The organism is Bacillus sp. HNG, assembly GCF_003400205.1.
In the GTDB taxonomy this organism is placed as follows: domain Bacteria; phylum Bacillota; class Bacilli; order Bacillales; family Bacillaceae_L; genus Ferdinandcohnia.
Genome location: NZ_QUQV01000010.1, coordinates 39,292 through 62,675, shown reverse-complemented (window position 1 = coordinate 62,675; position 23,384 = coordinate 39,292). Strand labels below are relative to the sequence as shown.

General features: G+C 38.9%; 24 protein-coding genes. 2 read left to right on the top strand and 22 right to left on the bottom strand.

Going from position 1 to position 23,384, the window contains the following annotated elements; genetic code table 11:
• Positions 1-60: 60 nt before the first annotated feature.
• The 12 genes from DZB84_RS17305 to DZB84_RS17250 form a co-directional block, all read right to left on the bottom strand.
• On the bottom strand, positions 61-372 hold the full coding sequence (locus tag DZB84_RS17305; RefSeq protein WP_223254492.1) for a hypothetical protein: 312 nt from the start codon (positions 370-372) through the stop codon (positions 61-63).
• 36 nt (positions 373-408) lie between these two features.
• Entirely contained in the window at positions 409-834 is a 426-nt protein-coding gene (locus tag DZB84_RS17300; RefSeq protein WP_116353533.1) for a hemerythrin domain-containing protein, read from the bottom strand.
• A gap of 381 nt (positions 835-1,215) precedes the next feature.
• Positions 1,216-2,715: a nitrate/nitrite transporter gene (locus DZB84_RS17295; RefSeq protein WP_116353532.1), complete on the bottom strand. Its 1,500-nt coding sequence runs from the start codon at positions 2,713-2,715 to the stop codon at positions 1,216-1,218.
• Positions 2,716-2,901: 186 nt separating this feature from the next.
• Positions 2,902-3,507 (bottom strand): nucleotidyltransferase family protein, encoded by a 606-nt coding sequence (locus DZB84_RS17290; protein WP_116353531.1) that lies wholly within the window; start codon positions 3,505-3,507, stop codon positions 2,902-2,904.
• On the bottom strand, positions 3,467-4,507 hold the full coding sequence (locus tag DZB84_RS17285) for an XdhC family protein (RefSeq protein ID WP_116353530.1): 1,041 nt from the start codon (positions 4,505-4,507) through the stop codon (positions 3,467-3,469). Before DZB84_RS17285 ends, DZB84_RS17290 begins: the two co-directional genes overlap by 41 nt.
• A gap of 24 nt (positions 4,508-4,531) precedes the next feature.
• Positions 4,532-5,005, bottom strand: a complete 474-nt coding sequence (locus tag DZB84_RS17280; protein WP_223254491.1) for a (2Fe-2S)-binding protein — start codon at positions 5,003-5,005, stop codon at positions 4,532-4,534.
• The gene (locus DZB84_RS17275; protein ID WP_116353529.1) at positions 4,992-5,840 is read right to left on the bottom strand and encodes an FAD binding domain-containing protein; all 849 of its coding nucleotides are present in this window, start codon (positions 5,838-5,840) and stop codon (positions 4,992-4,994) included. Before DZB84_RS17275 ends, DZB84_RS17280 begins: the two co-directional genes overlap by 14 nt.
• Positions 5,837-8,158 carry a xanthine dehydrogenase family protein molybdopterin-binding subunit gene (locus DZB84_RS17270; RefSeq protein WP_116353528.1) on the bottom strand — a complete coding sequence of 774 codons (2,322 nt, stop codon included), beginning with the start codon at positions 8,156-8,158 and terminating at the stop codon, positions 5,837-5,839. The genes DZB84_RS17275 and DZB84_RS17270 overlap by 4 nt, the downstream gene beginning before the upstream one ends.
• Positions 8,159-8,331: 173 nt before the next feature.
• Positions 8,332-8,817, bottom strand: coding sequence for an FUSC family protein (locus DZB84_RS17265; protein WP_116353527.1), 486 nt, complete (start codon positions 8,815-8,817; stop codon positions 8,332-8,334).
• A gap of 739 nt (positions 8,818-9,556) precedes the next feature.
• Entirely contained in the window at positions 9,557-10,000 is a 444-nt protein-coding gene (locus DZB84_RS17260; protein ID WP_116353526.1) for a YueI family protein, read from the bottom strand.
• A gap of 205 nt (positions 10,001-10,205) precedes the next feature.
• Positions 10,206-11,237, bottom strand: coding sequence for an alpha/beta fold hydrolase (locus DZB84_RS17255; protein ID WP_116353525.1), 1,032 nt, complete (start codon positions 11,235-11,237; stop codon positions 10,206-10,208).
• A gap of 144 nt (positions 11,238-11,381) precedes the next feature.
• The gene (locus DZB84_RS17250) at positions 11,382-12,812 is read right to left on the bottom strand and encodes a DEAD/DEAH box helicase (RefSeq protein ID WP_142759847.1); all 1,431 of its coding nucleotides are present in this window, start codon (positions 12,810-12,812) and stop codon (positions 11,382-11,384) included.
• 187 nt (positions 12,813-12,999) lie between these two features.
• On the opposite strand from DZB84_RS17250, the gene DZB84_RS17245 reads away from it, so the two are divergent.
• Positions 13,000-14,193 carry an MFS transporter gene (locus DZB84_RS17245; protein ID WP_116353524.1) on the top strand — a complete coding sequence of 398 codons (1,194 nt, stop codon included), beginning with the start codon at positions 13,000-13,002 and terminating at the stop codon, positions 14,191-14,193.
• Between the two features lie 51 nt (positions 14,194-14,244).
• On the opposite strand, the gene DZB84_RS17240 is transcribed toward DZB84_RS17245, so the two are convergent.
• Positions 14,245-14,622 carry a hypothetical protein gene (locus DZB84_RS17240; protein ID WP_116353523.1) on the bottom strand — a complete coding sequence of 126 codons (378 nt, stop codon included), beginning with the start codon at positions 14,620-14,622 and terminating at the stop codon, positions 14,245-14,247.
• A 358-nt stretch (positions 14,623-14,980) separates the two neighbouring features.
• The gene (locus DZB84_RS17235; protein ID WP_116353522.1) at positions 14,981-15,712 is read right to left on the bottom strand and encodes a Crp/Fnr family transcriptional regulator; all 732 of its coding nucleotides are present in this window, start codon (positions 15,710-15,712) and stop codon (positions 14,981-14,983) included.
• A gap of 306 nt (positions 15,713-16,018) precedes the next feature.
• On the opposite strand from DZB84_RS17235, the gene DZB84_RS17230 reads away from it, so the two are divergent.
• Positions 16,019-16,450 (top strand): GAF domain-containing protein, encoded by a 432-nt coding sequence (locus tag DZB84_RS17230; RefSeq protein WP_116353521.1) that lies wholly within the window; start codon positions 16,019-16,021, stop codon positions 16,448-16,450.
• 25 nt (positions 16,451-16,475) lie between these two features.
• Here the strand turns inward: DZB84_RS17230 and DZB84_RS17225 are convergent, their stop codons facing one another.
• Genes DZB84_RS17225 through DZB84_RS17190 form a run of 8 tightly spaced genes read right to left on the bottom strand, consistent with a single transcriptional unit; the run spans position 16,476 to position 23,091 of the window.
• Positions 16,476-17,981 (bottom strand): nitrate/nitrite transporter, encoded by a 1,506-nt coding sequence (locus DZB84_RS17225; RefSeq protein ID WP_116353520.1) that lies wholly within the window; start codon positions 17,979-17,981, stop codon positions 16,476-16,478.
• The gene (locus tag DZB84_RS17220; RefSeq protein WP_116353519.1) at positions 17,974-18,261 is read right to left on the bottom strand and encodes a hypothetical protein; all 288 of its coding nucleotides are present in this window, start codon (positions 18,259-18,261) and stop codon (positions 17,974-17,976) included. Before DZB84_RS17220 ends, DZB84_RS17225 begins: the two co-directional genes overlap by 8 nt.
• Positions 18,248-18,559, bottom strand: a complete 312-nt coding sequence (locus tag DZB84_RS17215) for a hypothetical protein (RefSeq protein WP_116353518.1) — start codon at positions 18,557-18,559, stop codon at positions 18,248-18,250. The genes DZB84_RS17220 and DZB84_RS17215 overlap by 14 nt, the downstream gene beginning before the upstream one ends.
• A 5-nt stretch (positions 18,560-18,564) precedes the next feature.
• Positions 18,565-18,750, bottom strand: coding sequence for a hypothetical protein (locus DZB84_RS17210; protein WP_116353517.1), 186 nt, complete (start codon positions 18,748-18,750; stop codon positions 18,565-18,567).
• Positions 18,740-19,267 carry a QcrA and Rieske domain-containing protein gene (locus DZB84_RS17205; RefSeq protein ID WP_116353516.1) on the bottom strand — a complete coding sequence of 176 codons (528 nt, stop codon included), beginning with the start codon at positions 19,265-19,267 and terminating at the stop codon, positions 18,740-18,742. The genes DZB84_RS17210 and DZB84_RS17205 overlap by 11 nt, the downstream gene beginning before the upstream one ends.
• A gap of 25 nt (positions 19,268-19,292) precedes the next feature.
• On the bottom strand, positions 19,293-19,850 hold the full coding sequence (locus DZB84_RS17200) for a 4Fe-4S dicluster domain-containing protein (protein WP_116353515.1): 558 nt from the start codon (positions 19,848-19,850) through the stop codon (positions 19,293-19,295).
• On the bottom strand, positions 19,851-22,019 hold the full coding sequence (locus DZB84_RS17195; RefSeq protein WP_116353514.1) for a molybdopterin oxidoreductase family protein: 2,169 nt from the start codon (positions 22,017-22,019) through the stop codon (positions 19,851-19,853). It lies immediately after the preceding gene.
• Positions 22,006-23,091, bottom strand: a complete 1,086-nt coding sequence (locus DZB84_RS17190) for a hypothetical protein (RefSeq protein WP_116353513.1) — start codon at positions 23,089-23,091, stop codon at positions 22,006-22,008. The genes DZB84_RS17195 and DZB84_RS17190 overlap by 14 nt, the downstream gene beginning before the upstream one ends.
• Positions 23,092-23,384 lie beyond the last annotated feature (293 nt).

Below are 23,384 nucleotides of genomic sequence, written 5' to 3'. Positions count from 1 at the left end.
ACAACAAACCAACTCCTTTTTAGAAAAGTTACCAGCCTCAACTTTCAAACTAGTAAAAGTCTATAGTTTAATCATCTTGTAATAATCTGAAATCAATTGATTCTTACATTTTTCAGCAGTTTCTTTGAGAAAGGAAGTAACCTCTTCATCAGGATTCTTTGCCTGCTCAAAGCTTACAAAGGCTGTGACAGATTGCGAAAAGGATTGTGAGAATCTTAATGTCAGATCGTAGCCCTTTTCTTGCTTTACAACAGTTGCATAAATATCGTAGGAATGAATGTTATATGAAGAAAAGACATCAACCATCTTTTGGTATAAGTTTGGTGCTGCAAACCTTAGCAGTTTTTCCTCAATTACATCTTTTTTACCCATTTTCATCCCCTTTCCTCTGTTTCCTAATTTTTCATATTATTCGTTGTTGGCTAGCAATTTATTCATCTCATCATCGTTATGGATCTCATCGATAATAATTAAGCTGTCCAGGAGTGGAATCATGCGATGATCGGCCTCTTCTGTCTCTAAGCTTTTCTTCATTGTTGCAACAATGCGACGCATTAAATCGTGATCTCGTGTTAATTGATTCACGATTTTTTCTAGATTGGGATTACTCTCGATCATTTCTTTATATAAGCCCTCTTCTTCTGAATCGGCATGTTTCAGTGTTCTAGATTCCCAGTGGTCGATTGCCACCTCTGCAACCTGAAGGGCTTTTTGTTTATCTCCTTCTTCAATACACTTCCGAAATAGATTTCGAAGCTCCTTCGCTTCATGTAAAGCAGCCTCATGAATGGCTGAATGAGCATCTGTTTTTCGTAAACTTGGTCCTGTTGCCATTATGTTCATCCTTTCTAATTTGAACTTTCTTCTTAATCCTTTCCATCTTGGGTCTGATTAAACTTCTATGCTTACATTTGGTGGAAGATTGTCATAAATAAGGGAGAACGAGGTTAGTTGGTTTGGGGATTTGCGTGTTTTCTGGCATTTTTGCGTCGGCGATCCGGGATTTGCGTCTTTTCCACGATTTTTGCGTCGGCGGCCAGAGATATGCGTCTTTTCCACGATTTTTGCGTCGGCGGCCAGAGATATGCGCGTTATTTTTCATATTTGCGCTTTAACTCGGCGGATTTGCGTGTTAATTTTCGATAATTGCGCTATAACACCATTTTCACATTTTCCAAAGCACAAATAAGAGCTGAGGTTGCCCCCAGCTCATGTTCATGTCTCATTTTCAGTTAAGTCGTTGAAGAGGCCGACGTAGTATTTGACCTCACCCGCTTCATTTTTCACTTCACTTATGGTCAGCCATTCCCGATAGAGCTCTTTGTTTTTTCGTCGATTCCAAATTTCACCCTGCCAGTACCCTTGATTGCGGATTGAATTCCACATCTGATCGTAAAACTCTGAACCATGCTTTCCAGAACGAAGAATGCTTGGAGTTTTTCCGATTGCCTCTTCTGGCTCAAATCCCGTAACAGTTGTAAAAGCTTGATTGACCTTTTGAATGACTCCCTTTGGATTGGTGACCATCATCCCTTGAGCCACATTCTCAATAAGCTTTGCTTCAAGCTGAATTTTTTCAGTGTAGAACATCCACACAACGAATACAGAGCTTAATAGCGCAAAAATAGCAAGCGACATAAATCCTATTGCATAGTGACCCGTCATACCAAACACAATCGAAAGCACGATGGGTGGGAAAAATCCACCTAAACCACCCATGGCCGAGACAATTCCGTTGACAATCCCAGCTTGCTTTGAAAAATAATACGGTACTAGTTTGAAAATCGTTCCATTTCCGACTCCTGCAAAAAGGGAGACGAGCAAGCAACCGATTGTGTATAAAACAATATCTGGTGTGAAAGCCAGAAGTACTCCTGCAAAAGTGATGACATTAAAAACAATGAACAAAATTAAATAGGGATTGAATTTATCACCGAGCCATCCCCCGACAGGTCGCATAAGCGTTGCCAGTGTAATAAATCCAGCCGTCCGCAAGCCAGCGTCAACTGTTGTTAACCCAAAATAAGTGACTAAAAAATTCGGTAAATATACAGTAAACGCAACAAACGCACCAAATGTGACAAAATAAAATAGGCTGAGGAACCAAAGCTTCTCATTTTTATACACGCTTTTAATCTGTTCACTCAATGGTTTATTGACTTTAGGCTCATTGCGGTCACCAAGTAAAAAGTTTAAGAGTGCAAATAAAATAACCGGGATGAGAAATAACCGTACCGTGCTTTGCCACCCAATATTTACTGCAAGCACTGGGGCTGCAAAGGAAGTAATTGCTGTCCCGATATTTCCTGCACCGTATATCCCGTTCACAAACCCGTGACGTTCTTTCGGGTAATACTTCGGTAAAGAGGTAACTCCAATCGAAAATAAGGCTCCCCCAACCCCGATGATCAGTCCCCCAAGTACTAAATCAAACATAGAATCTGCAATACTAATATACAAAATCGGAAGGATTAGGATAATAAAACCAATAAAAAACAACCATCTAGCCCCATATCGGTTTGTCCAAAAACCTAATAAAATTCTGAGCAGAGAACCTAAAATAACCGGAACAGCGGTGACGATTGCTGTTTGGTTATCTGTTAATGGAATATCCTGCTTTATACTCGACATCAGGGATGACAGAATCACCCACACCATAAATCCAACAACCAAACTTGCAGTTTGAAGTGGCAGCTGCAATTTTTGCGTCCTCATTTTTCGTTCTCCTCCTCCAAACATTCCATTTTACATTTTCCCTAGTTTATGGAATTCCAAGAAAATCAAACATACTTTTTGCGGATAGAAACTGGAGAACCTTATAGCTATTAGTTTATGGCAGCAAAAAATAAGGCATGATATATAGGTCTTACATCAACCTATATATATAACGCCTTAATCTAGTTATTCAAATTTTTTGATGGCTTCATAATCTTCGGGTGTATCGACATCTCTTACTTTTTCAATCTCGGTATCATATAAAATCTTTTTATCAAAATTGGCGATTATTTTTTTTGCACCGATGTCCCCGTGCAATTCCATAAGTTTCGGAAACATTTTCTTTGAAAATAGAATGGGAGGATACACGACTTGCTCATTCCTGTACCCAAGAATTTCTATCGATTTTTCATACCCGTATGCATTTATTAGAAAATCAATCATTTGGGAGGTTACGAATGGTTGATCCGCGAGCAAAATAATCACTGCATCTGCGTTCATTTTTATGGCTTCCTTCAAGCCAGTTTTTATGGAGTAAGACTGACCCTTGTCGCTATCTTTTGACGGAATTGTCGTCCATCTTTCCTGATATGACTTTGAAAATATAGTCGAATCAACCCATGCCAATGGATCATTGACGTTGGTGATTACAAGAACATCATCTAATGAAGAATCTAGGGCGTTTTTTAGTGCAATCGATCCTAAAGGGAGTCCCCTAAACGTAAGCAATAATTTATTCTCTCCCATTCGACTACTCTTTCCTGCTGCGAGGTAAATACCTACCACTTTCATGTATGACACCTTTCCCTACTTTTTCACGTCTCATTACTAAAATCATTTCGGCAAGTATACTTATGGCTATTTCAGTAGCTCCCTCTGCTCCAATTGACAAGCCTACTGGTGCTGAAACCCATGAGGGTTTGCTAGATTGACCAAACAATAAATTAATTCTATGCTTGGATCCTAAAATACCAACATAGCGAAGTGGCTTTTTTAATAGGAACGATACAATTTCTTTATCTCTTTTTAAATTGTGAGTCATTATGACAACAAAATCTTCATGAGTGAAGGTAAGCTTCTGAAAAATCTCATTTGGAAATCCAATTATAAAATCATCGGCTTTAAGAAAATAATCTCGGTTACAGAGTGATTCACGCCAATCACAAACAATTACAGAAAAACCTGTTTGTGCCGCTAATTCCACTAGAGGTTTTACATCGGGTCCTACTCCAAATATAATCAGTCGTTTTCTTGGCGTATAGGTATGGTAGTATACTAGATTTGAAAATCCTGATTTAGTAGGCCATTTGCTATTTACTAAGGTTCCTACTCTTTTATCACCAATCAATTCTCCATTTTCTGTACGGCATCCTGAAAATTCAACGGTAAAATTTGAGGAAAATTTGATTACATGCAGTACCCTTATTCCACTTTTCAGTTGATCACGAACTCTTTTTAAGTTCTCTTTTAGGCTTTCATTCACCATTTCTAGTAAAATATAGATTACTCCACCGCAGCCAATTTCTTGTCCCCATATAACATCATCTTCTACCGTAGAATCGTAAACAATCGTTTGGCTTTTCCCATCTTGGAATACTTCTTTCACTCTATAGCTCAAATCTTCTTCTATACAGCCAGGGCTAATCAAACCACATTTTTTTCCATCCTCGAAAAACAACATAGAGGTGCCTTCCTTTAGATAGGCAGAGCCCTCTACATGAATAATTGTTGCGATTACACTTGGTTGTGTGCTCTCTATTGCCTGTTCTATCACTTGAAAAACATCAGGCATCTTTCTCACCAACTTTCTGCATAACTAATCGTCACGCGAAAAGTTTATGACTGATTTGACCGCTTTCTCAATTTCTAAATAACTTGTACAGCGACAGATATTTGATTCGAGCCACTTCGTAATCTTTTCATCTGAAGGATTCTTCTTTGATTCTAGTAAAGCATGGCAATTCATAATAAAACCAGGTGTACAATATCCACATTGGAAGGCAAAGTAATCAACAAAAGCCCCTTGAATCGGCGAATTTAAACCTTCAATTGTAACGATCTCTTTACCAACTGATTCTACAGCCAAGTTAAGGCAGGACTTTTGAGCAATCCCATCAATAATAACCGTACACGCCCCGCAGTCACCGTTTAAGCAACCGGGTTTGGAACCTGTTAAACCTAAATGATTACGTAAAACATCTAAAAGGATATCTGACATTCGAAAGGTTACCTCTGTTTCCTCCCCATTTATCCGTAACATAGAGCTTTGTTTGTATTCAGATGTCTTCATATTCCTCTCCTCCTAATGTTTTTAACACATCATATAGGATATTTTTCAATACAAAAATTCTGTAACGGGATGTGCCTTCTGTATCATTTAAGATAGGTACGTTTAAGCTGTTAATGGCAAGTTCAATTCTTTCTTCATAGGGTAGTTCTTTTTTGTTTAACGCATCTTCTATTTGATAGGAGCGAAAAGGAAAAGGAGAGAGACCACTAATCGCAACTCGAATGCGCTGTTCAAATTGAAGAGCAGCCACAGTCAATAAAGGATAACCTGTATTCCATTGGCGTCTCCTTTTTATAGTGAAAAAAGGAGTTTCTAAAAATTTGCGATTTGTTTTGATTTGCATAAGAAACTCGCCTCGTTTTAAAAGAAGCTGCTCGTTAAAGATTTCTGTAATAGGAACACTTTTTTCCCCTTGGTTACTTGCTATAATTAAGGTGCTATCTGTTAATAAAAACGGCAATACCGCCTCCCGATAAAAAATCTGTCCACATATATTTCCACCAACCGTAATCTTATTTCTCGCTGTACGGTCGGCAATCTCACTAGCTGTTTGACTCAATAATGGAAATAGGTTCTTCTCTTCAATAGTGGTTAACGTGAGAGCTGCACCAAATACAAGGAATTCCCCATTTAACTCGTGAACATTACATTCAAGGATATTTTTAATATCAATAACTGAACCAGTTCTTACTATATTTAATTTCCCTAGTGTAATAATTTCTGTTCCACCCGAATAATACATAGGAGATTTTCCCTCTTTATCTGACTCATTGAAAAAACTTACTGCTTCCTGATATGTTTGGGGTTTGTGGTACTCGAAATCATAGGATATCAAATCTGCGCCCCCTTATATCTCCAAATTAATTCAGGTGTCACTGGAAGTTCATTTAGTTCTACACCCGCTGCAAGAGTAAGACTATTAGCCAGTGCCGCAGGCATTCCTAGTAATCCGTGTTCCCCAACCCCTCTCGCCCCGTAAGGAGCATCTATCTGTGGTGTAGTCACAAAATCTACAAGATAGTCCGGATTCTCTCCGTAATGAATTGGTCTATAGGTCCGAAGCTGTGGGTTTGTGATTCTTCCTAAATGATCAAAAATGAAGGTTTCTCTCCCTGCATACGCTAAACCCATACTCATCGCTCCCATAACTTGACCGACTGCTGCTTTATGATTCAAGACAGTTCCAATGTCCACTACCGTTACGGCTTTTTTGAGTTGGTATGTAAAATCTCTTTTATCGTATTCTACTTCGACTGCATGGGCTGCCACAGTCCATTCTGGACCAGGTTGACCAGCGCCTGTATTTGGATCTAATTTTGTCATTCTTCTAATCACATAATTCCCGCGACCAATAATTTGACCACCAATTGTATTTCCATTTGGAAATTTATATCCGTAAACGACTTCTTTAAAATCCAAACTAACTTTTGGATCATCACGTAAAAACACTTTACCATTGGCTACTTCAAGGTCTTCCGTCGATGTCCTTAATACGCAAGCTGCAATGTCTTTTATTTGTCTAATCACATCTTCAGCCGCTTCTAACACCGCTCTCCCCCCCATAAAAGTGCCTCTACTGGCTACTGTCTTCCAATGCTCAGGGGTCGTTTGTGTGTCGATTTTCATTCTTACATGTATTTTATCAATGCTTAGTTTCAATCTTTCTGCAAGAATTTGAGCCAGAACGGTCTTTGTTCCTGTTCCAATTTCAACTACACCTGACATTAAATTAATACTTCCGTCTGGATTAAAAGTAAGGATAACACCGGAACTTGCATCCGTATCAATGGTAGATGTTTTCCAACTACATGCAATCCCCTTAACGCGAATCTTTCTTTCATTTACTTCTTCTATTTGTCCCTGGTCCCAGTTAATCAGTTCTTTTAAGCGATCAATACATGCTGGTAAATTTCCAACATTACTCCTGTTTAAAACAACCTGGGTCGGAGTTGTGTGTCCAGGTAGAATTGCATTTTTCTTCCGTAACTCAAGTGGATCCATCCCTAATTCTTTGGATAGTTTATCCATTGTTCGTTCAAACGCAAATAGTACCTCCGAATGACCAAACCCTCTAAATGGACTTCCATATGGGTGATTCGTGTATACGCATAATGAATTGCACCATACATTTTCGATATGATAGGGTCCTGTACAATCAACTCCGCCAGCACGGCTTACATCAATCGCTTTATCGGAATAAGCCCCACCATCGAAAAGATAAACCATTTCAGCCGCTTTAATACTTCCTTCCTTAGTACATCCAATCCTTACTTTCGCTTCTAAACCAACATGACATGGTGCAGTCGTTAAATCTTCCTTTCGTGTATATGTAAGTTGTACACGCCTTCCTCCGACTGCTTTCGAAGCAAGATAAGCAAGAATTTCCCATTGAACAGGGGCCTTTCCTCCATAGCCTCCTCCTACAAAAGGGGTTTCGACAACAATTTTTCCAACCTCTATATTAAAATAAATACTCAGTAATTTTTTCACCATAAATGGTGCTTGTGAGGAAGTCGTAATGTAAACATATCCATCAGGTTTGATTTCTGCTGTTGCACTTCTCGTTTCCATCGCTGCATGGCTAGATGGAGAAAACTTATACGTTCCCTCGACAATCACTTCCGATTGGTTCCAGCCAAGATTCATGTTCCCTTTCCGTATTTTTGTCGTATTGGATATATTGGAATTTGGTGTAGGATAAGCTGTTCCGATAATTTCATAATCAGCCAAGTTTGGGTGTATGATTGGAGAATCTTCTTTGAGGGCTTCTGATGGATGATTGATGACAGGTAGTAATTCATATTTTACATCAATCAACTCTGCTGCTTTTTTGGCAATTTTCGGGCGGTCCGCCACTACAAGAGCTACAGGTTCTCCATAGTATCGTACTGTCTCTACCGCAATTGGGGGACGATCCCTTATCTCTTCACCCGTTAGTGGAAAGTCCCTACGCCCAAGGATAATTGCTTTTACACCAGGGATATTTTTGGCTAACGTGTCATCTATTGACACGATTTTCGCATGTCCATATGGACTTGTTTTCATCTTTACATGAAGTGTTTGAACGGATTGTTCATCAGCTGTATACATTGCTCTTCCTGTCACCTTGTCAAAGGCTTCTTTTCGAATAACACTCTTCCCAATAATGTTCATTTTTCTCACCCCCAATTTTATCTTCTTTATAATATATGGGAGTGTCTTGTGAACTTTCCTTTTTTTCAATTTCGTTAAAATACGCCCGCATAGAAAAATAGAGGAGTGAATTGTCCTCTTTTTTTGGGGGTAACTATTTCGTAAGTTGTGGCGGTACTCCAACCTTATTCCGGTCAAGTTTTTCGTGAAAATATCCGGAACCAAACCAATTGAAGGATCCCAGCAACTAATACACCAACAAATGAGTCTCTCAACCTGTCTGTGGCGTAGCTCTTTGATAGATGTTCAAAAACAAAAACGAATAGGATTGTGAGTGATACCTGATGAAGGACCTTTTTGTCCAATTTTAAATAGATCGAGATGTAACACCCTAAAAGGATTAACACTCCCAAAACCCAACCCTCAACAGGTAAATGTTTGGCTATCAAAACCGTAACAAAAATTCCGATTATCGTTCCAATCATACGTTTTATCGAAAGTCCAATGGTTTTACCCATTGTAGATTGAATTGTTAAAATGACGGAAAGTGGAGCTAAATAAGGATGGTGGGAACCTAAAAGTTCGGCTAATTCCCAAGATATTATAGAGCCTATGGATAATTTCCACGCTAGGAAAGATAGATTATTATTAAAAGAATTGTTTTTCTGTAATTCCATCATAAGAAACCTCGTTTATGTTTACTTTTTTCTTGCAAGGCTTGATTGGCGGGAACAGACCATTGAACTTACCGGTATCTTGGGGGTTGCTCTCATAATAAAGCTTAACCTGTGTTTTATGTTTATATGCACGCGATTTGTGTCACTCCTCCATTCTAATAGGACATGAATTCTGTTAAATCATCCAAGCCGATAAATAGACGGAAACATTTCGCTTAATTCGTAACAATTAATAAAAAAAGCTTAAATAAGCGGAGAGATTTTCCGTCTATTGACTCGAAATATGCGAATATAGGGGATTTTGCTATGTATAATCGGAAAATCTCCCCTTAATTACCTCAAATCGAGCTACTTTTTGTATTTAACCGAATAATCTCCGCTTATTTTAATTTTGCTGGTTACTAGATTAAGGACAAGACATCTTATTTAAAAGGAATTGAGTTTCCCAAATAAACCTTTTTTGATGCATTACGCTGAACCATATCACAAGTTAGTTGGAAAAATGGTCATTAGATCCTAAAAAACGCAGAGGATGATAAAACCCCTGCGTTTTCCTTGTATTTATAAAAGTTTTGATTTAGCTTGATATTAATCGTGTGAATTTAATTTTTCACCTTCACAACCGAACTAAATAACACATTCATCCCTTGCTTTTTCTTGTACTTTAATAACTCTCAATTTAAATGATAGTTAGCCATTTCATTTGCTTGTGAATTTCAGTACCGAACCCGTTACCTATTTTTTAAAGCTTTTTTTTAAAAAGTGAAAAGAGTCCTTTTTTCTCGGTGTTTTTCGGTTGTGTCAAATCTGGTTTAACTTTATAACCGATATAGATGTCTTCTTTGTCAATCGCATGGTCAAACGCGAGTACAAGTCCGAGGTCTGAATTATAGTCCTTGTTTGTGACAATGGTGTACTCAATGTTATTTGCACTCGCCAGCTTCACATACTTGGACAAAAAGCGATAACTTACATGGCCATTCAAGTACATATGTACTTTTTTGTTCTTTTTACAAGCCTCTTCAATCTCCTTGTATACTTTATTCTCTCTGACCTGAGGCTGTGTAAGTGCAAATTCAACTCGTTCTCGAATGGTTCCAAGAAACTTTTTACGTTCTTCTGGCTTTATTTCCTTTGCTCCGTGTATGCCCTGTTGAAGATAATCATCCATGTTTGGCTTCGTCATACCCGGTCCTCCCCTTCATCGTTCATCTTAGTTATTCCCCATTATACCAATACCTTGCTCCTTTTATGAGTATTCCTGCCTGCATGTCTATGTTCAACATACAAACCAAAATGTAGAGACTACTGGGAGTGATTCTTTGAAAGTGATATCCAGGGGGTGATACTCCAAAAAATGGAGCATCCGAGGGATACTCCATTACTTAAAATTACTTCATTTCCAAATGTTGCAGTTCTTCAATTAAATATTGTTCATTTAATATTGTATCTTCTGGATGAAAGGCATGGGCTGATTTTTCTAACCAAACTATACGTTTCCCTTTTGGTGCATCAAGCCGATTTACAAACTCCTCTACTAGACTTCCATTTACATGAAAATCATGTCTTCCGTGAATAAAAGTAACTGGAATAGGAAGTTCGGAAACTGATTCCATAAAATTATTCTCAGCTAGCTCCTCAATGAAACGTTGTGAGTAAATAAGTTTAAATCCCTTATAATATGTGTGGTACACATCTTTAAGCGAATACTCATCCGATCTGACCATATCCATTGTAAGCGCTAGAAGACCAGGTGCATTTTCAGTTTGATAAACCAATGTATTAAAAATACGCTGCCACTTTCGAATTAGACTCCATTGGACAAAATTTTCTATGTAAGGGGGCTCACCTACATTTTCTAATTGACCCATTGCTTTCTTATTTCGACGTCTTTTCGCTTCTTCCTTCAGCCATGTCAAAGCGAGTCGATCATTTTCCGTCCAACTAATAATCTGTGAAATACCAATATACGAATAAAACTTTTCAGGATACAAAGATACTAAATTTAAACCAATCGTTGTACCCCAGGAATGTGCAGCTAGGAAAATTTTATCTTGCTTAAATCTATCCCGTAAATAGTCTGTTAGTTCATTCGCATCCGAAATAAATTGTCCTATCGTCATAGAATCTTGTCGAATTTCCTTCTGATAAGATTTACCCGTCCCCCTCTGATCCCAAAATACAACAACAAAGTTTTTCACAAGTTCTTTCGTATTTGTCACAATTGTATAGTCACGCCCCTTGGAGGAAACACCTGGAAGCGGCATAGACGGACCGCCATGAATAAACAATATAACAGGTTTCGACACATCAACCGCTTGAATTAAAATACATTGCTTAATGCCCCCAAGAGTAATTGTCTCAACGGATTGTATCCCACTAGAAGGAATCTCAAAATCAGGCTTTTTCGATAATATCCCCACACCATCCAACCTCTCAAACTATTGAATTTAAATACTATCTATTTCTACAAATACAGGAAATTTCCTTTTTTGCACGTTACTATGTATGGAAAAGAGGGACAGGTTCTGCCCCATCTAAAAAACAAATGGGTGACAGAACCTGTCTTATCTTGCAATATGTACCTTAAGCTGTTTTCCTTTTATGGTTGTACCCCTCATTGCCGCTAGAACAATGGATCCTTTCCCGTTTAGGATGTCTATATATGTTGCGTTTTCCTGAATGGTAATGATCCCAATATCTTCAGCAGTTACCCCAGGGATTTTTGCAATCGTTCCTACAAAGTCCACGGTTCGCAGTTTCTTTTTCTTTCCACCATTAAAGTAAAGCTTAACAATGTCTTTGTTGACTTGCTCTGCTTTATCTTGCTTAAGTCGTGGCTTAGTGTTCATCCTTTCTTCAAAGGCCGATTTTGCATGAGCGACCTCGGCATGACTTGGAGATTCGATTCTCTTAATTTCTTCGCCAATGTATTCTTCGATTTCCTTAACTAAGTTCTTTTCTCTATACGTTGCAAAAGTAATTGCTTTCCCAGTCTTACCCGCGCGACCTGTCCTACCGATTCGGTGAACATAACGTTCTTTATCTTGAGGAACATCAAAACTGATGACTAAAGAAATATTCTCAACATCTATCCCCCGAGCGGCAATATCAGTGGCCACTAAATAGCGAAATTTTCCTTTTTTAAAATCATCCATAACTTCAAAACGCTCTTCTTGGACCATGCTTCCATGTAGTTTATCACAGGAATAATGGGCTTTTTTCAGCTTTCGATATAAATCGTCCACACCCTGCTGCGTCCTGCAAAAGATTATACAGCTATCCGGATTCTCAACAATCGTAACAGCCTTTAATAAGGAAAACTTGTCTCCTTCCTCCGTATTTATTAAAAAATGATTAATAGTTGCTTTAGCTGACTCTTCTACATTGATATATGTTGGTGATTTCATATACCGGACCGAGAGTTTTTCAATATCTTCCGGTAAAGTTGCTGAAAATAACATCGTAACTCGATCTTCTGGTAGTGCTTTAATAATAGCCTCAACCTGCTCGATAAAACCCATATTCAGCATTTCATCCGCTTCATCAATGACGAGAAATTTTAGTTGATCCACAAACAGAGTTCCCTTTTGAAGGTGGTCTAACACCCTACCAGGTGTCCCAACCACAACATGTGTCTTTTGCTTTAGCTCTAGTTTTTGTCGCTCATAGGATTGTTTTCCGAATATGGCGGTAGCCTTTATTCGCTTAAACCGACCAATGTTGATAACATCATCCTTCACCTGTGCAGCAAGCTCTCTCGTCGGAGTTAAGATTAAAGCTTGGGGCTTGTTTTCTTCCCAATGTACTAATTCACAAATTGGAATCGCAAACGCTGCCGTCTTACCGCTTCCCGTTTGTGACTTTCCGACAATGTCCATTTTTTGCAAAGCAACAGGAATAACCTTTGCTTGAATTTCAGTCGGTGTTTTATAATGCAAACCCGAAAGTGCTTTTACGATTTCATCACTTAAATTAAAATTAGCAAAACTCTTCATCAGAACGACCTCGTTTTTTTCTTTTATTATACCCTTTTGTCTCATCATGCTTGTCTATTCGAATTTTGTCGAACTTTTGGTACATATTCTCTTTGACTTCTACTTGAAGTTGTAATAACTTAGTATAGTTATTGAAAAATAGATTGGAAAATTAATTACTTTATCATAAATAAAAAGAGGTGGATCGATGACGGCGGATCAACGAAAAAAAATGATCATTTTGATGATCAATATGTTTATTGCAATCGGGAGTTTTGGAATTATTATTCCCATTTTACCTGCTTATCTTGAATCGATTAATGAGGGTGGAAAAGCAGCTGGCCTCATGATTGCCATATTTGCAGGAGCACAATTTATTTTTTCACCAATCGCTGGAAAGTGGACGGATCAATATGGCCGTAGAAAAATGATTATTTACGGACTAACAGGTTTGACACTTTCCATGTTTATTTTTTATTTCGTGGATTCCATTTGGCTGCTGTATGCATCTCGAATTGTTGGTGGAATTGGTGCAGCCCTTCTCATACCAGCTATTTTCGCCTATGTAGCTGATATTACAACAATGGAACAGCGTGCAAAAGGGAATAGTTATATATCAGCTGCTATGTCACTTGGAATTGTTGTGGGACCTGGAATTGGTGGATTTTTAGCGGACTATGGGATAAAATTTCCGTTTTTAATCTCCGCATTAGTTTCGCTTGTGTCGGTTATTTTCTCCTTTGCGGTTCTAAAGGAAAGCCAACAAAAGGTAGAAGGCTTCATGCCTGTTGATGATGAAACCATGGCCAAAAAACTTGTACGTTCAGTACGTATGCCATTTTTCATTCCATTGATAATCACTCTTGTGATGAGCTTCGGTTTAATGGCATTTGAATCCGTTATTGGTCTGTTTGTCGATAACCAATACAATGCAACCCCACAGGATATCGCGTTAATGGTCACATCCACTGGTCTTGTTAGTGTAATTGTGCAATTATTTGTGGTGGATCGTATGGTCACTCGCTTTGGAGAAGGAAAAATCTTAAACATCTTTATTTCTGTAGCTGCGTTCGGCTTCCTTCTTTCAATTTTCGCGAACAGTTTTGAACTCTTTTTTGGAATCTCGCTTCTCATCTTCCTTGCGACTTCCATCCTACGTCCAGTGCTAAACACATTGATTTCTAAGCTTGCAGGTAACGAACAAGGATTTGCAATGGGGATGAACAATGCATACATGAGCATTGGAAATATATTAGGACCAACACTTGGTGGATTGTTATATGACGTCCAGATCATTTACCCATTTGTTTTAGGTCTATTACTTCTTATGTTCACGTTATTCATTACAATTCTTTGGCAAAAAAACTCAAAGACGAAAACTCGTGTAAAAGCATTGGTATAAAAAAGAGCGTATGGATTCGGAACTTGGTTGCCGAAGCTATACGCTTTTTTATTATCTATAGACATTCGTTCTCAGATTTTCTTTAAATGTGTGTATCAGTGAGAGTATTGATTGTTGAAGGTCATCAAGGTTGGATTCAAGGAATAACACATCATGCTCTCCCGCTTGCTCCGGGTCAAACTCGTCTTTGGAGTTAAGGACAAGCACGACCTTACTATCTGGGAGATGCTTCGATATAAAGGAGCCCACTTGATAAATATTGTAAATATAGGATTGAGGCAAAAAGACCAGGGACTCCTTGTACACTCGTAGCTTTTCGTAAAGCTTTGCCTCATGTGCAAGCCATTCTACCTGAAACTCACTATCTTCCAAACTTGCTTCAAAAATTCCGATCATTTTTTCGTTTTCTACTAATGAAAAAATACTCATGATAACACCTCAATTCTAACATTGATTAAAACCAAAACTCCCACTAATAAAAAAACTAATTGCGATTGTACCTAAAACTCTTCTTCATTTTCTTTTCCTCCCAATTTCGCCACTATTCGTTCTTTATACTGAACCACCATTAGTATATACCGAACAACTTATATTGAAAACACTTGAAATAGTCTGTTCGTTCTATATAATGACTTGTTTTCTCTTTAATTCTCTATTATTCTTTATTTTACTCAAAAATGTTCTTTAAAAAGAATATTTTATTTCGTTCTTAAAATGAAACACAAAAAGGTGACCTCTTGTAGGTCACCTTCTTCAATTGTGGGACAAGGAACCTGTCCCTATGTCCCTAATGCACTCCACCTGAATATTCGCAAATCTCGTATAGTCGATTCATGCGGTAAATGACGATTTTATGGTCATACATTTCAACGATTCCTTCTCGCTTCCAGCCATTTAATAGACGATTCACACTTTCACGAGTAGTGCCGATGAAATCACCTAAATCCTTGTTTGTTAACTCGATAGAGAGCAGAATTCCATCCTTGCATTTGACACCATGTGTTGTGGTTAATTTAATTAATGTCGATGCCAGCGCACCTTGTTTGTCAAGGAATAGGAAATCGTACAATTTGTTTTGCATAATACGCTGTGTCCAGCCAATCCAGCTCATAAATTCCACTGCAAAGTTGCCAAATTGGTATAATAAATTTTTTAAATCACTTATATGGATAATACCAATTTCCGTTTGCTCTTCTACATCAGCACGGTAATTGTAGTATAGTTTTTCAGTGAAACCGCCAAATTCACCAATTAGACTTCCTTTTTCTTTTATCGATAATAAGAAGTCCTTCCCACGTTCTGAGCATGCACGAAGCTTCACTCTTCCAGAAATAATATAGTACATTTTTTCTGCTTCCTCACCTTCCCAAAAAAGGTGAGTGCCTGCTGCTACCTGTCTAATACGCATTATGCTTTTAAATTTATTTAAGTTTTCTTCCGATAGAAATTGATCGATGCTTTCATTAACTGACTCTATGTGAGGAACCTCGTTATTTAATTCCTGTATAATCATTGCCATTTTGAATCCCCCCGCCACGACTTTATACTATAATCATACGGCCAATAGTGATAACAAGGTATCGGGGGAACTCCTGAACTTTCCTTCCAAATTCCCCTATTTATTTTCCAGTGATTTTCCCCTAGCCAAGCACACTCCTTACGAATTTCCCTTAAAACAGGTCTAAATATCATCTTTTAAAGCAATAAAGTTAAGGGAATTCCCTGAGATACAAAGACATGAAAAAGATTTACAATAGATAGGAAGACTAAATCTATTTTTCGTTGATATAAAGAAATCACCATCAGTAATCGAGGAGAGATTCTCATGGAAGCGATACAAGTGGAAATTGAACAAAAACTTCATGATTTGTGTATGAACACCTCAAGTGATTTCTCTGCGATTGCACATGTTGATCAAGGGAATCAGACAATCCGCTGGGAATATGCACATGGTTATACAAATAACCGTTTTAAAAACATGGTGATTCGGCCTGGCAAAGGGTTATCAGGCTCTGTTGTCCGTTTTGGCACAACCATGATTTTGGATATTGAAACTCCTGACCGGCAGCGTACTCGACTTCAATACCCGATCATGCTTGCTGAAAACCTGGTATCAGCAGTTGCTGTTCCTATCCATATGAATAACAAGGTTGGAGGAGTCCTTCTGATCGGCTCACGCACTGAAGTAAAATACACAACAGAACAAGTAGAGTTCGTAAAAAAGGCAGCAAGTGAAATTGCATTAATAAAAAAATGAATCCCGCGATAGGATTCATTTTTTTTTAACCTTCTTTAATTCGTTTTCCGGTCATATCACTAAGCATGCCCGCGTATTGTACGATATCCCCGGAGTCATTTTTAATCGCGCTGATTGTTAACCATTGTAAATAATTCGATCCGTCCTTGCGTTTATTCCAAATCTGGCCTTGCCAGAAGCCTTCTGTTTCAATCTTCTTCCAGAGCTCCTGATAAAATTCCTTTGTCTGTTTGCCAGATTTTAAGATATTTGGCGTCTTCCCAATAATTTCATCTTCAGAAAAACCTGTAATTGTAGTGAAAGCTGGATTTACAGAAATTATTTTCCCGTGTAAATCGGTAACCATAATTCCTTCAGCCGTATGGTCGATGACCTGTTTCGCTAGCTCCATTCTTCCATTATAGTACATCCATACCACAAGAATTAAGCTTGCTAGTGCTACCTCAGATAAGGCCATAAACCCAATTGCGTAATGACCATTCACATGGTAGAGAATTCCTAAGAGAATAGGTGGGAAAAATCCTCCTAGTCCACCGATTGCAGAAACAATCCCATTCACAATCCCCGCTTGCTTTTGGAAATACATCGGCACTAATTTAAAAATAACCCCATTTCCGATTCCCGCACAGAAAGCTATCGTTAAGCATCCGACTGTGTACCAGCCGATGGATGGTGCAAACGATAAAATCATCGCAGATACGGTATAGCATCCGAACACAAACATTAAAAGCTTTAGAGAGTGAAAACGGTCAGCTAGCCAACCACCGATTGGTCGCATGATAGTCGCAAGCACGATAAAACCTGCTGTTCTTAGACCCGCATCGATCTTATCTAAACTGAAATTCTCCACTAAGAAGTTTGGCAAATATACGGTAAAGGCCACGAAAGACCCGAATGTAAGAAAATAGAATAGGCTTAAAAGCCATAGCTTTTCATTTTTATAGACACCCTTGATTTGTTCCATCAATGGGGTTTGAACCTTAACTTCCTTTTTATCTCCTAATAAAAAGTTTGCCAAAATAAAGATTGCTAGAACAATTAAATAAAGCTGAACGGTTAATGACCAACCAATTTTGGTAGCAATTACAGGTGCTGCAAACGTGGAAATTGCAGTTCCAAGGTTCCCCGCACCATAAATTCCATTAACAAATCCGTGTTTTTCCTTTGGATAATATTTTGGTAGTGATGTTACACCTACTGAGAATACCGCTCCCCCGATTCCAAGGAAAAGTCCCCCAACTAAAAGATCTGTTACTGAATTAGCTATACTAATATAGTAAACTGGAAACAATAATAAGACAAAACTAAGTAAAAAAATCTTCCTTGCACCAAATTGGTTTGCATAATATCCAAGTGGAACTCGCAGAATTGATCCAAGGATGACAGGTACTGCTGTGACCAATGCTAATTGATTTGCTGGGATTGCAATATCCTCTTTCATAAATGGTAAAAGGGATGAAATAAGTACCCAGACCATAAAACCAACGATAAGGTTTAATGTTTGTAAGGGAAGTTGAATTTTTTTAACCACTATGACCACTTCCTTTTTTTACGACATAGGTTAATCCCGCTTGCTGATCAAAGGCAGACCATATGTCGTCGCTTATGGCTACCTCTGCTGTTAACGGCACAGCAAAAAACTGAAGTCGATCAAAGTAAATTCGAAGATGGGTTCCATCAGGACATAGCTCTGCTTTGATAATTTCCTTTTTCACAAATGGGGCTTTATCATCCCCGTCTTCATCCAAAATGGAGACTTCCACATTTTCCGAAATAAATGATTCCAAACTTTTGATTTCAGTTAACTCCACAGCTGCTGCACCCTCTCTTTGCAGGATAGATAAACATTTTATAGCCTTGAAGATAAGACCAAAAGCCTTCCTCGGCATGTGTTTCGATGTAATCGACCGCTTCATCCTCTGATTGCCATCTACTCATACCCTTTACCTCAGCAATCACAATTTCAATGCCTTCTTCCGTCTTTTCTTCCAAATACCACTTCAACCGTATACCCTTAAATAGATTTGTTAAGAGTTCATTGATTTCATCCGTAAAATTTCCGGTTGCCTCTCTTATAAAACAAAAATCAAGATAGGTTTCGCTGTTCATGTTTGTCACGCCTTTTTCAACTTTTTATAGACAACCCATGCGACCGGAAACAACACGATGTTTAGGCCGCAAAAGATGAGCGTATTTACATAGTTTTCATAAAAATATTGGTGTACCATTTTTTGTGTAAAAATAATATTCAAAAACAGGATGACAGAAAGGATAAGGACACCTTGATAACTACGCTTCATAACGTTTCACCCTCACTGCATAAACTGCTCCGTTCTCAACCTTTACTTGAATTTCAGGCAATGGACGTCGCGGTGGGCCTGCAGTTGGTGCACCCGTTTCTGCATCAAAAAATCCGTGGTGACAAGGACATACCATTTGCCCTTCCTCCTTCACCCAAAATACTGGGCAACGAAGATGGGTACAGGCATTTTGATATGCTACATATTTGTTGTCTGAAAGCCTAATTAATATTGCATCATCATGGTCACCAGGGAAGGTAAAATTCGTCGAATCCCCTACCGCTAGCTTACTTACATCGATAATTTTTTTATGGGTGTATTCTTTATCCCCAAGTCCCATCAATTCCTTTGCAGCCACTGCTCCCCATGGCAAAGACGAGATTGCAAACACTCCTGCAGCGCCAACTAACGTCTTCATGAAGCCACGGCGGTCAAGGCTTCTCTCATTATTGCGGTTAATATTATGCGTGTAATTATCCTCATTAAAAGGGATTCGATTGTTTTTATCAGACGGCATTCCCATCACTCCTTAGCCGATGTTTCTAAAATAACTTCTCAATGCCCTGTAAAATTCCAGGTAAACTAATCTTTACGTTTGTTTCGCCTTCAAGCGGCATGCTTGTAACCCATTTTCCATTGTCGAGGTTATGTTTCTGTTTTTTCGCTTCAATTTCTTCATCTGTCAGCCATTGAATCGTATTTGATGGACAAACACTGGCACACATTGGTGGAATTCCATCCTTTGAACGATCAATACAAAGGTCACATTTGTACATTAAGTTTTGCTCTTCATCGAATTTTGGAATTCCATATGGACAAGCAATTGTACAGTTTTGACAGCCGATGCATTTTTCAACAAGCGCAGATAGTACCGCACCTGACTCATGAATTTGAATCGCTTGTGCAGGACAGCTTCTTGCACATGCTGGGTTAACACAGTGAAGGCACATAAGAGGCATGGTCTGCCTATTTACAAGTGGGTTGACGTCATACACATAGTTTCTGTTACGTTGTTCATGCCCTCCACATTGTGTACAAGCCGCTAGACAAGAGCGGCACCCGATACAGTTTTCAAGTTCTAAATAAAGCCTCTTTTGCATTTACTGCACCTTCTTTACAACTAGTTTTTCAATCTGGGCAGCACATGCCTTGAACTCTGGCATTCTTGAGATTGGATCAAGCGCTGCAATTGTCAGTAGATTAATAGATTCCTCGTGACCGAAATGATATGGAACAAACACGGTATCTTTTCGGATGGCTTCTGTGATTTTTACTTTATAGATACTTTCACCCCTTCTTGTAAAAAGGCGAACTCGTTCTTCGTGTTGAATTTCGTATTTTGCTGCTGTTTCTGGATGAACCTCAACATATGGCTCCGGACACATATCGTGTAAGAATGGAATCCTTCTGGTTTGATTTCCGGATAGATAGTGGTATACAACACGTCCTGTTGTTAAGCGAAGCGGATATTTCTCATCCGGTTCTTCAGCCGGTGGACGGTATGGTAAAGCACATATCTTAGCCTTTCCATCTGGATGATAGAACTTTTTATCGAGGAACATATGTGGTGTCCCCTTGTCTTCTTCATCACGGCAAGGCCAGAATACCCCATCTTGCTTATCAATTTTATCCCATGTCGCCCCGTAGTAATCGGCATATCCACCCTTACTTGCAAGGCGGAATTCATCTGCAACATCTCTTGCTGTTTTTAAGTGTGAAAAATATTTTCCTCTTCCAAGGCGCTCAGCAAGCTCAACTTGCATTTGCCAGTCAGGCTTTGATTCACCAATTGGTTCTTGAGCTTTATTGATTTTAATGATGCGTCCTTCAAGATTCGTTACAGTTCCCTCATCCTCAGACCATGTCACAGATGGAAGTATAACATCTGCAAATTCTGCTGACTCTGATAGGTAAAAGTCCGCACACACCATGAAGTCTAGTGTTTTAAGAGCTTTTCTCACAAAGTTTAAGTTTGGTGCAGAGACTGCTGGATTTGAGCAAAGAAGATATAATCCACGAATGGTTTTTTGCTCCATTAATTCAAACATTTCATAGGCAGAAACACCTGGTTGTGGCATTTCTTCCGGTGTAATTCCCCACACTTGGCAAACCTCTTTTACGTGTTGTGGGTTTGTTAGTTTGCGGTAACCTGGTAATAGATCCGATTTTTGACCATGCTCACGTCCACCTTGCCCATTTCCTTGACCAGTGAATGTTGCAACACCTGATTTTGGTCGACCGATTTTACCAGTGACTAAGGCCATATTTGTATAGCCCGATACATTATCTACACCTTTATGCTGTTGCTCAATGCCACGAGCAAACATGACGACGGCGTTAGGTGCTTTTCCGTATATTTCTGCAGCACGAATGATTTTTTCAGGAGCCACTCCAGTGAGCTGACTCGTATATTCAGGTGTGAATTCCTTCACAAGTTCTTTCGTCTCATCAAAGCCATTCGTGTGTTTGGCGATAAATTCTTCATCCGTATATCCATTTTCAATGAGTAAATGTAAAATTCCGTTTGCTAACGCTAAGTCTGTTCCTGGTTTTAGATCAAGATGTACATCCGCTCTTCTTGCTAAAGGTGTTTCACGCGGATCAGCAACAATGATGTAGCCTCCTCTTTCCTGGACGTTCCAAACGCGGAACATGGAAGTCGGATGGCACTCTGCTGTGTTACTTCCGGCAATAAATAAACAATCCGTCTCATGAATGTCAGTCCATGGAAGTGTCGATCCACGGTCAACCCCAAAGGAACGAAGGAATCCACCGGCTGCACTCGACATACAGAAGCGTCCGTTGTAGTCAATGTAGCGAGTACCGAGTGCTACACGAGCAAACTTCCCTGTCAAATAACATTTTTCATTCGTCATGGATACGCCACTGAAGACGGATAATGAGTCCTTCCCATATTCCTCTTGCAGCTTCGTGAAATTTTTGACGATTAAATCGTATGCCTCTTCCCAGCTTGCCTCACGAAAGCCTTTCTTTGTCCCTTTTAATGAGGCATCATCACGAATGAGTGGTTTTAGGATGCGATCCTTATGATTAGTTTGCTGGTATGCCGTAACTCCTTTCGGACACATTTTTCCAACGGTTACTGGCCAGTCATAACGTGGTTCCACTCCCACAATTTTATTTGTAGTTGTATTGACTCTCAGGTTCATTCCGCACTGCATGCCGCAATAGCTACAATGTGTTTTAATTAATTTCTCATTTGGATGAATGACGTTCTCAATCTCTTTAAAAAATTTATCCCTTTGCATTCTGATTTGCCTCCTTGACTTTTACCTCGTGGGTCGGGAAGCCGGAAAATTGCGCAATCCGGTATTTTCTACGACATGGAAGGCACATTTCAGCTAAATGATGACCTTCTTTTGTTTTAAAATGAATATCGTTCACATCAAGTACATTGATGACATCTTGTGATTGTTCAACTGAAACAAAGCTCGTTCCACAAACCTTACATTGCTTCGTTTCTTTTTCGGCATAATGCTCACGATAGTTCCTTGCCAACACACTCATTGGGCGGAATGGAATATGAGCAAGTTTTCCAAATGGTAAGTAGATCAAAGTCATAATGACCGACCATTGGTGAATCACGGACATCACTGGCTGCCCTGCGCCATGCAAGAAAATGTTCATGAACGTTAAAAGTAAACCGGTAATACTCACGAACAAAAGCATATAAAGTGGCATCAAGTCATAGATGAATTTTTGTTCCGCTTTTGCTTGAAAGTTTTTCACTCGACGGTAAAGTGCCATGCAAACCCCAGAGATTACCATTACAGCCGTAATATTTAACGCGTTATAGGAAAGGTTTGCGATGATACCATCTGCAGGTACCGTCATGATTTGCATCCCCATTGCGATAATGTTGTAATAACCGTTGTCGTCCATTGTGAAGTACATCCAACCGAAGACTAGTGGAAATGTAACCAAACAAGAAAGGATACAACCCCAACCAATTAAAATGTGCTGAGTCCATCGGTAAATTCCCCTATTCCAGATGAAATTGTATGTACCTAAATGCTCAACTGATGTTTTAGGAGTTGATTTTCGAAATAAAAGTTTTACGCCTTTTTTAATGATGATCTTCGTAGGTGGTCTTTCCCCCCACGCAATGAAGCGATAAAAGAATCCGCCAATAAAAACAATCGTTCCAACCATATAGCCATATAGATTTAAATCAACATGTGTAAACATTCTTGTTCCGATAAATGATAATATGGCCAGCCCTACAATCGATAAAAACATGGACTTGGCAAACTTTGAAGCAAATGCATTATTATAAGCCGGTGACTGCTTCTTTTGAACTTCAGCAGTTCTTGCCTGCATATGAACTCCTCCTCAATTCGAATCAAATGCGCCTTGGCGTATTTGCGCCCAGATCGAGCTTGCTCGAAAAGCTCCATTAAAAAATCTGTGGCATCCGCCGTAGGCTTTAACTTTATTCAGTCATGGTTTGAACATCTTCTGATTTATTTGCTTTTATTACATTTAGCCCACCACTGTAGGAAATCTCTGCTGAATAAAGTTAACTTATACTCATTGTAGAAGAACTGTGATTTAAAACATATCAGGGAACCTCCCTATCTTTGATAGAAAAATCCCTTATTTGTAACAATTTC

What these genes read in the sequence shown, in the direction of transcription:
- DZB84_RS17240 (WP_116353523.1), bottom strand. Translation starts at nt 14,622, where the DNA reads ATGAGTATTTTTTCATTAGTAGAAAACGAAAAAATGATCGGAATTTTT.
- DZB84_RS17210 (WP_116353517.1), bottom strand. Translation starts at nt 18,750, where the DNA reads ATGAAGCGTAGTTATCAAGGTGTCCTTATCCTTTCTGTCATCCTGTTT.
- DZB84_RS17200 (WP_116353515.1), bottom strand. Translation starts at nt 19,850, where the DNA reads ATGCAAAAGAGGCTTTATTTAGAACTTGAAAACTGTATCGGGTGCCGC.
- DZB84_RS17260 (WP_116353526.1), bottom strand. Translation starts at nt 10,000, where the DNA reads ATGACGAAGCCAAACATGGATGATTATCTTCAACAGGGCATACACGGA.
- DZB84_RS17250 (WP_142759847.1), bottom strand. Translation starts at nt 12,812, where the DNA reads ATGAAGAGTTTTGCTAATTTTAATTTAAGTGATGAAATCGTAAAAGCA.
- DZB84_RS17280 (WP_223254491.1), bottom strand. Translation starts at nt 5,005, where the DNA reads ATGAAGACATCTGAATACAAACAAAGCTCTATGTTACGGATAAATGGG.
- DZB84_RS17195 (WP_116353514.1), bottom strand. Translation starts at nt 22,019, where the DNA reads ATGCAAAGGGATAAATTTTTTAAAGAGATTGAGAACGTCATTCATCCA.
- DZB84_RS17265 (WP_116353527.1), bottom strand. Translation starts at nt 8,817, where the DNA reads ATGATGGAATTACAGAAAAACAATTCTTTTAATAATAATCTATCTTTC.
- DZB84_RS17245 (WP_116353524.1), top strand. Translation starts at nt 13,000, where the DNA reads ATGACGGCGGATCAACGAAAAAAAATGATCATTTTGATGATCAATATG.
- DZB84_RS17300 (WP_116353533.1), bottom strand. Translation starts at nt 834, where the DNA reads ATGGCAACAGGACCAAGTTTACGAAAAACAGATGCTCATTCAGCCATT.
- DZB84_RS17285 (WP_116353530.1), bottom strand. Translation starts at nt 4,507, where the DNA reads ATGCCTGATGTTTTTCAAGTGATAGAACAGGCAATAGAGAGCACACAA.
- DZB84_RS17205 (WP_116353516.1), bottom strand. Translation starts at nt 19,267, where the DNA reads ATGCCGTCTGATAAAAACAATCGAATCCCTTTTAATGAGGATAATTAC.
- DZB84_RS17305 (WP_223254492.1), bottom strand. Translation starts at nt 372, where the DNA reads ATGGGTAAAAAAGATGTAATTGAGGAAAAACTGCTAAGGTTTGCAGCA.
- DZB84_RS17235 (WP_116353522.1), bottom strand. Translation starts at nt 15,712, where the DNA reads ATGGCAATGATTATACAGGAATTAAATAACGAGGTTCCTCACATAGAG.
- DZB84_RS17230 (WP_116353521.1), top strand. Translation starts at nt 16,019, where the DNA reads ATGGAAGCGATACAAGTGGAAATTGAACAAAAACTTCATGATTTGTGT.
- DZB84_RS17190 (WP_116353513.1), bottom strand. Translation starts at nt 23,091, where the DNA reads ATGCAGGCAAGAACTGCTGAAGTTCAAAAGAAGCAGTCACCGGCTTAT.
- DZB84_RS17290 (WP_116353531.1), bottom strand. Translation starts at nt 3,507, where the DNA reads ATGAAAGTGGTAGGTATTTACCTCGCAGCAGGAAAGAGTAGTCGAATG.
- DZB84_RS17215 (WP_116353518.1), bottom strand. Translation starts at nt 18,559, where the DNA reads ATGAACAGCGAAACCTATCTTGATTTTTGTTTTATAAGAGAGGCAACC.
- DZB84_RS17270 (WP_116353528.1), bottom strand. Translation starts at nt 8,158, where the DNA reads ATGAACATTATTGGGAAGAGTGTTATTCGAAAAGAAGCCTTTGACAAG.
- DZB84_RS17295 (WP_116353532.1), bottom strand. Translation starts at nt 2,715, where the DNA reads ATGAGGACGCAAAAATTGCAGCTGCCACTTCAAACTGCAAGTTTGGTT.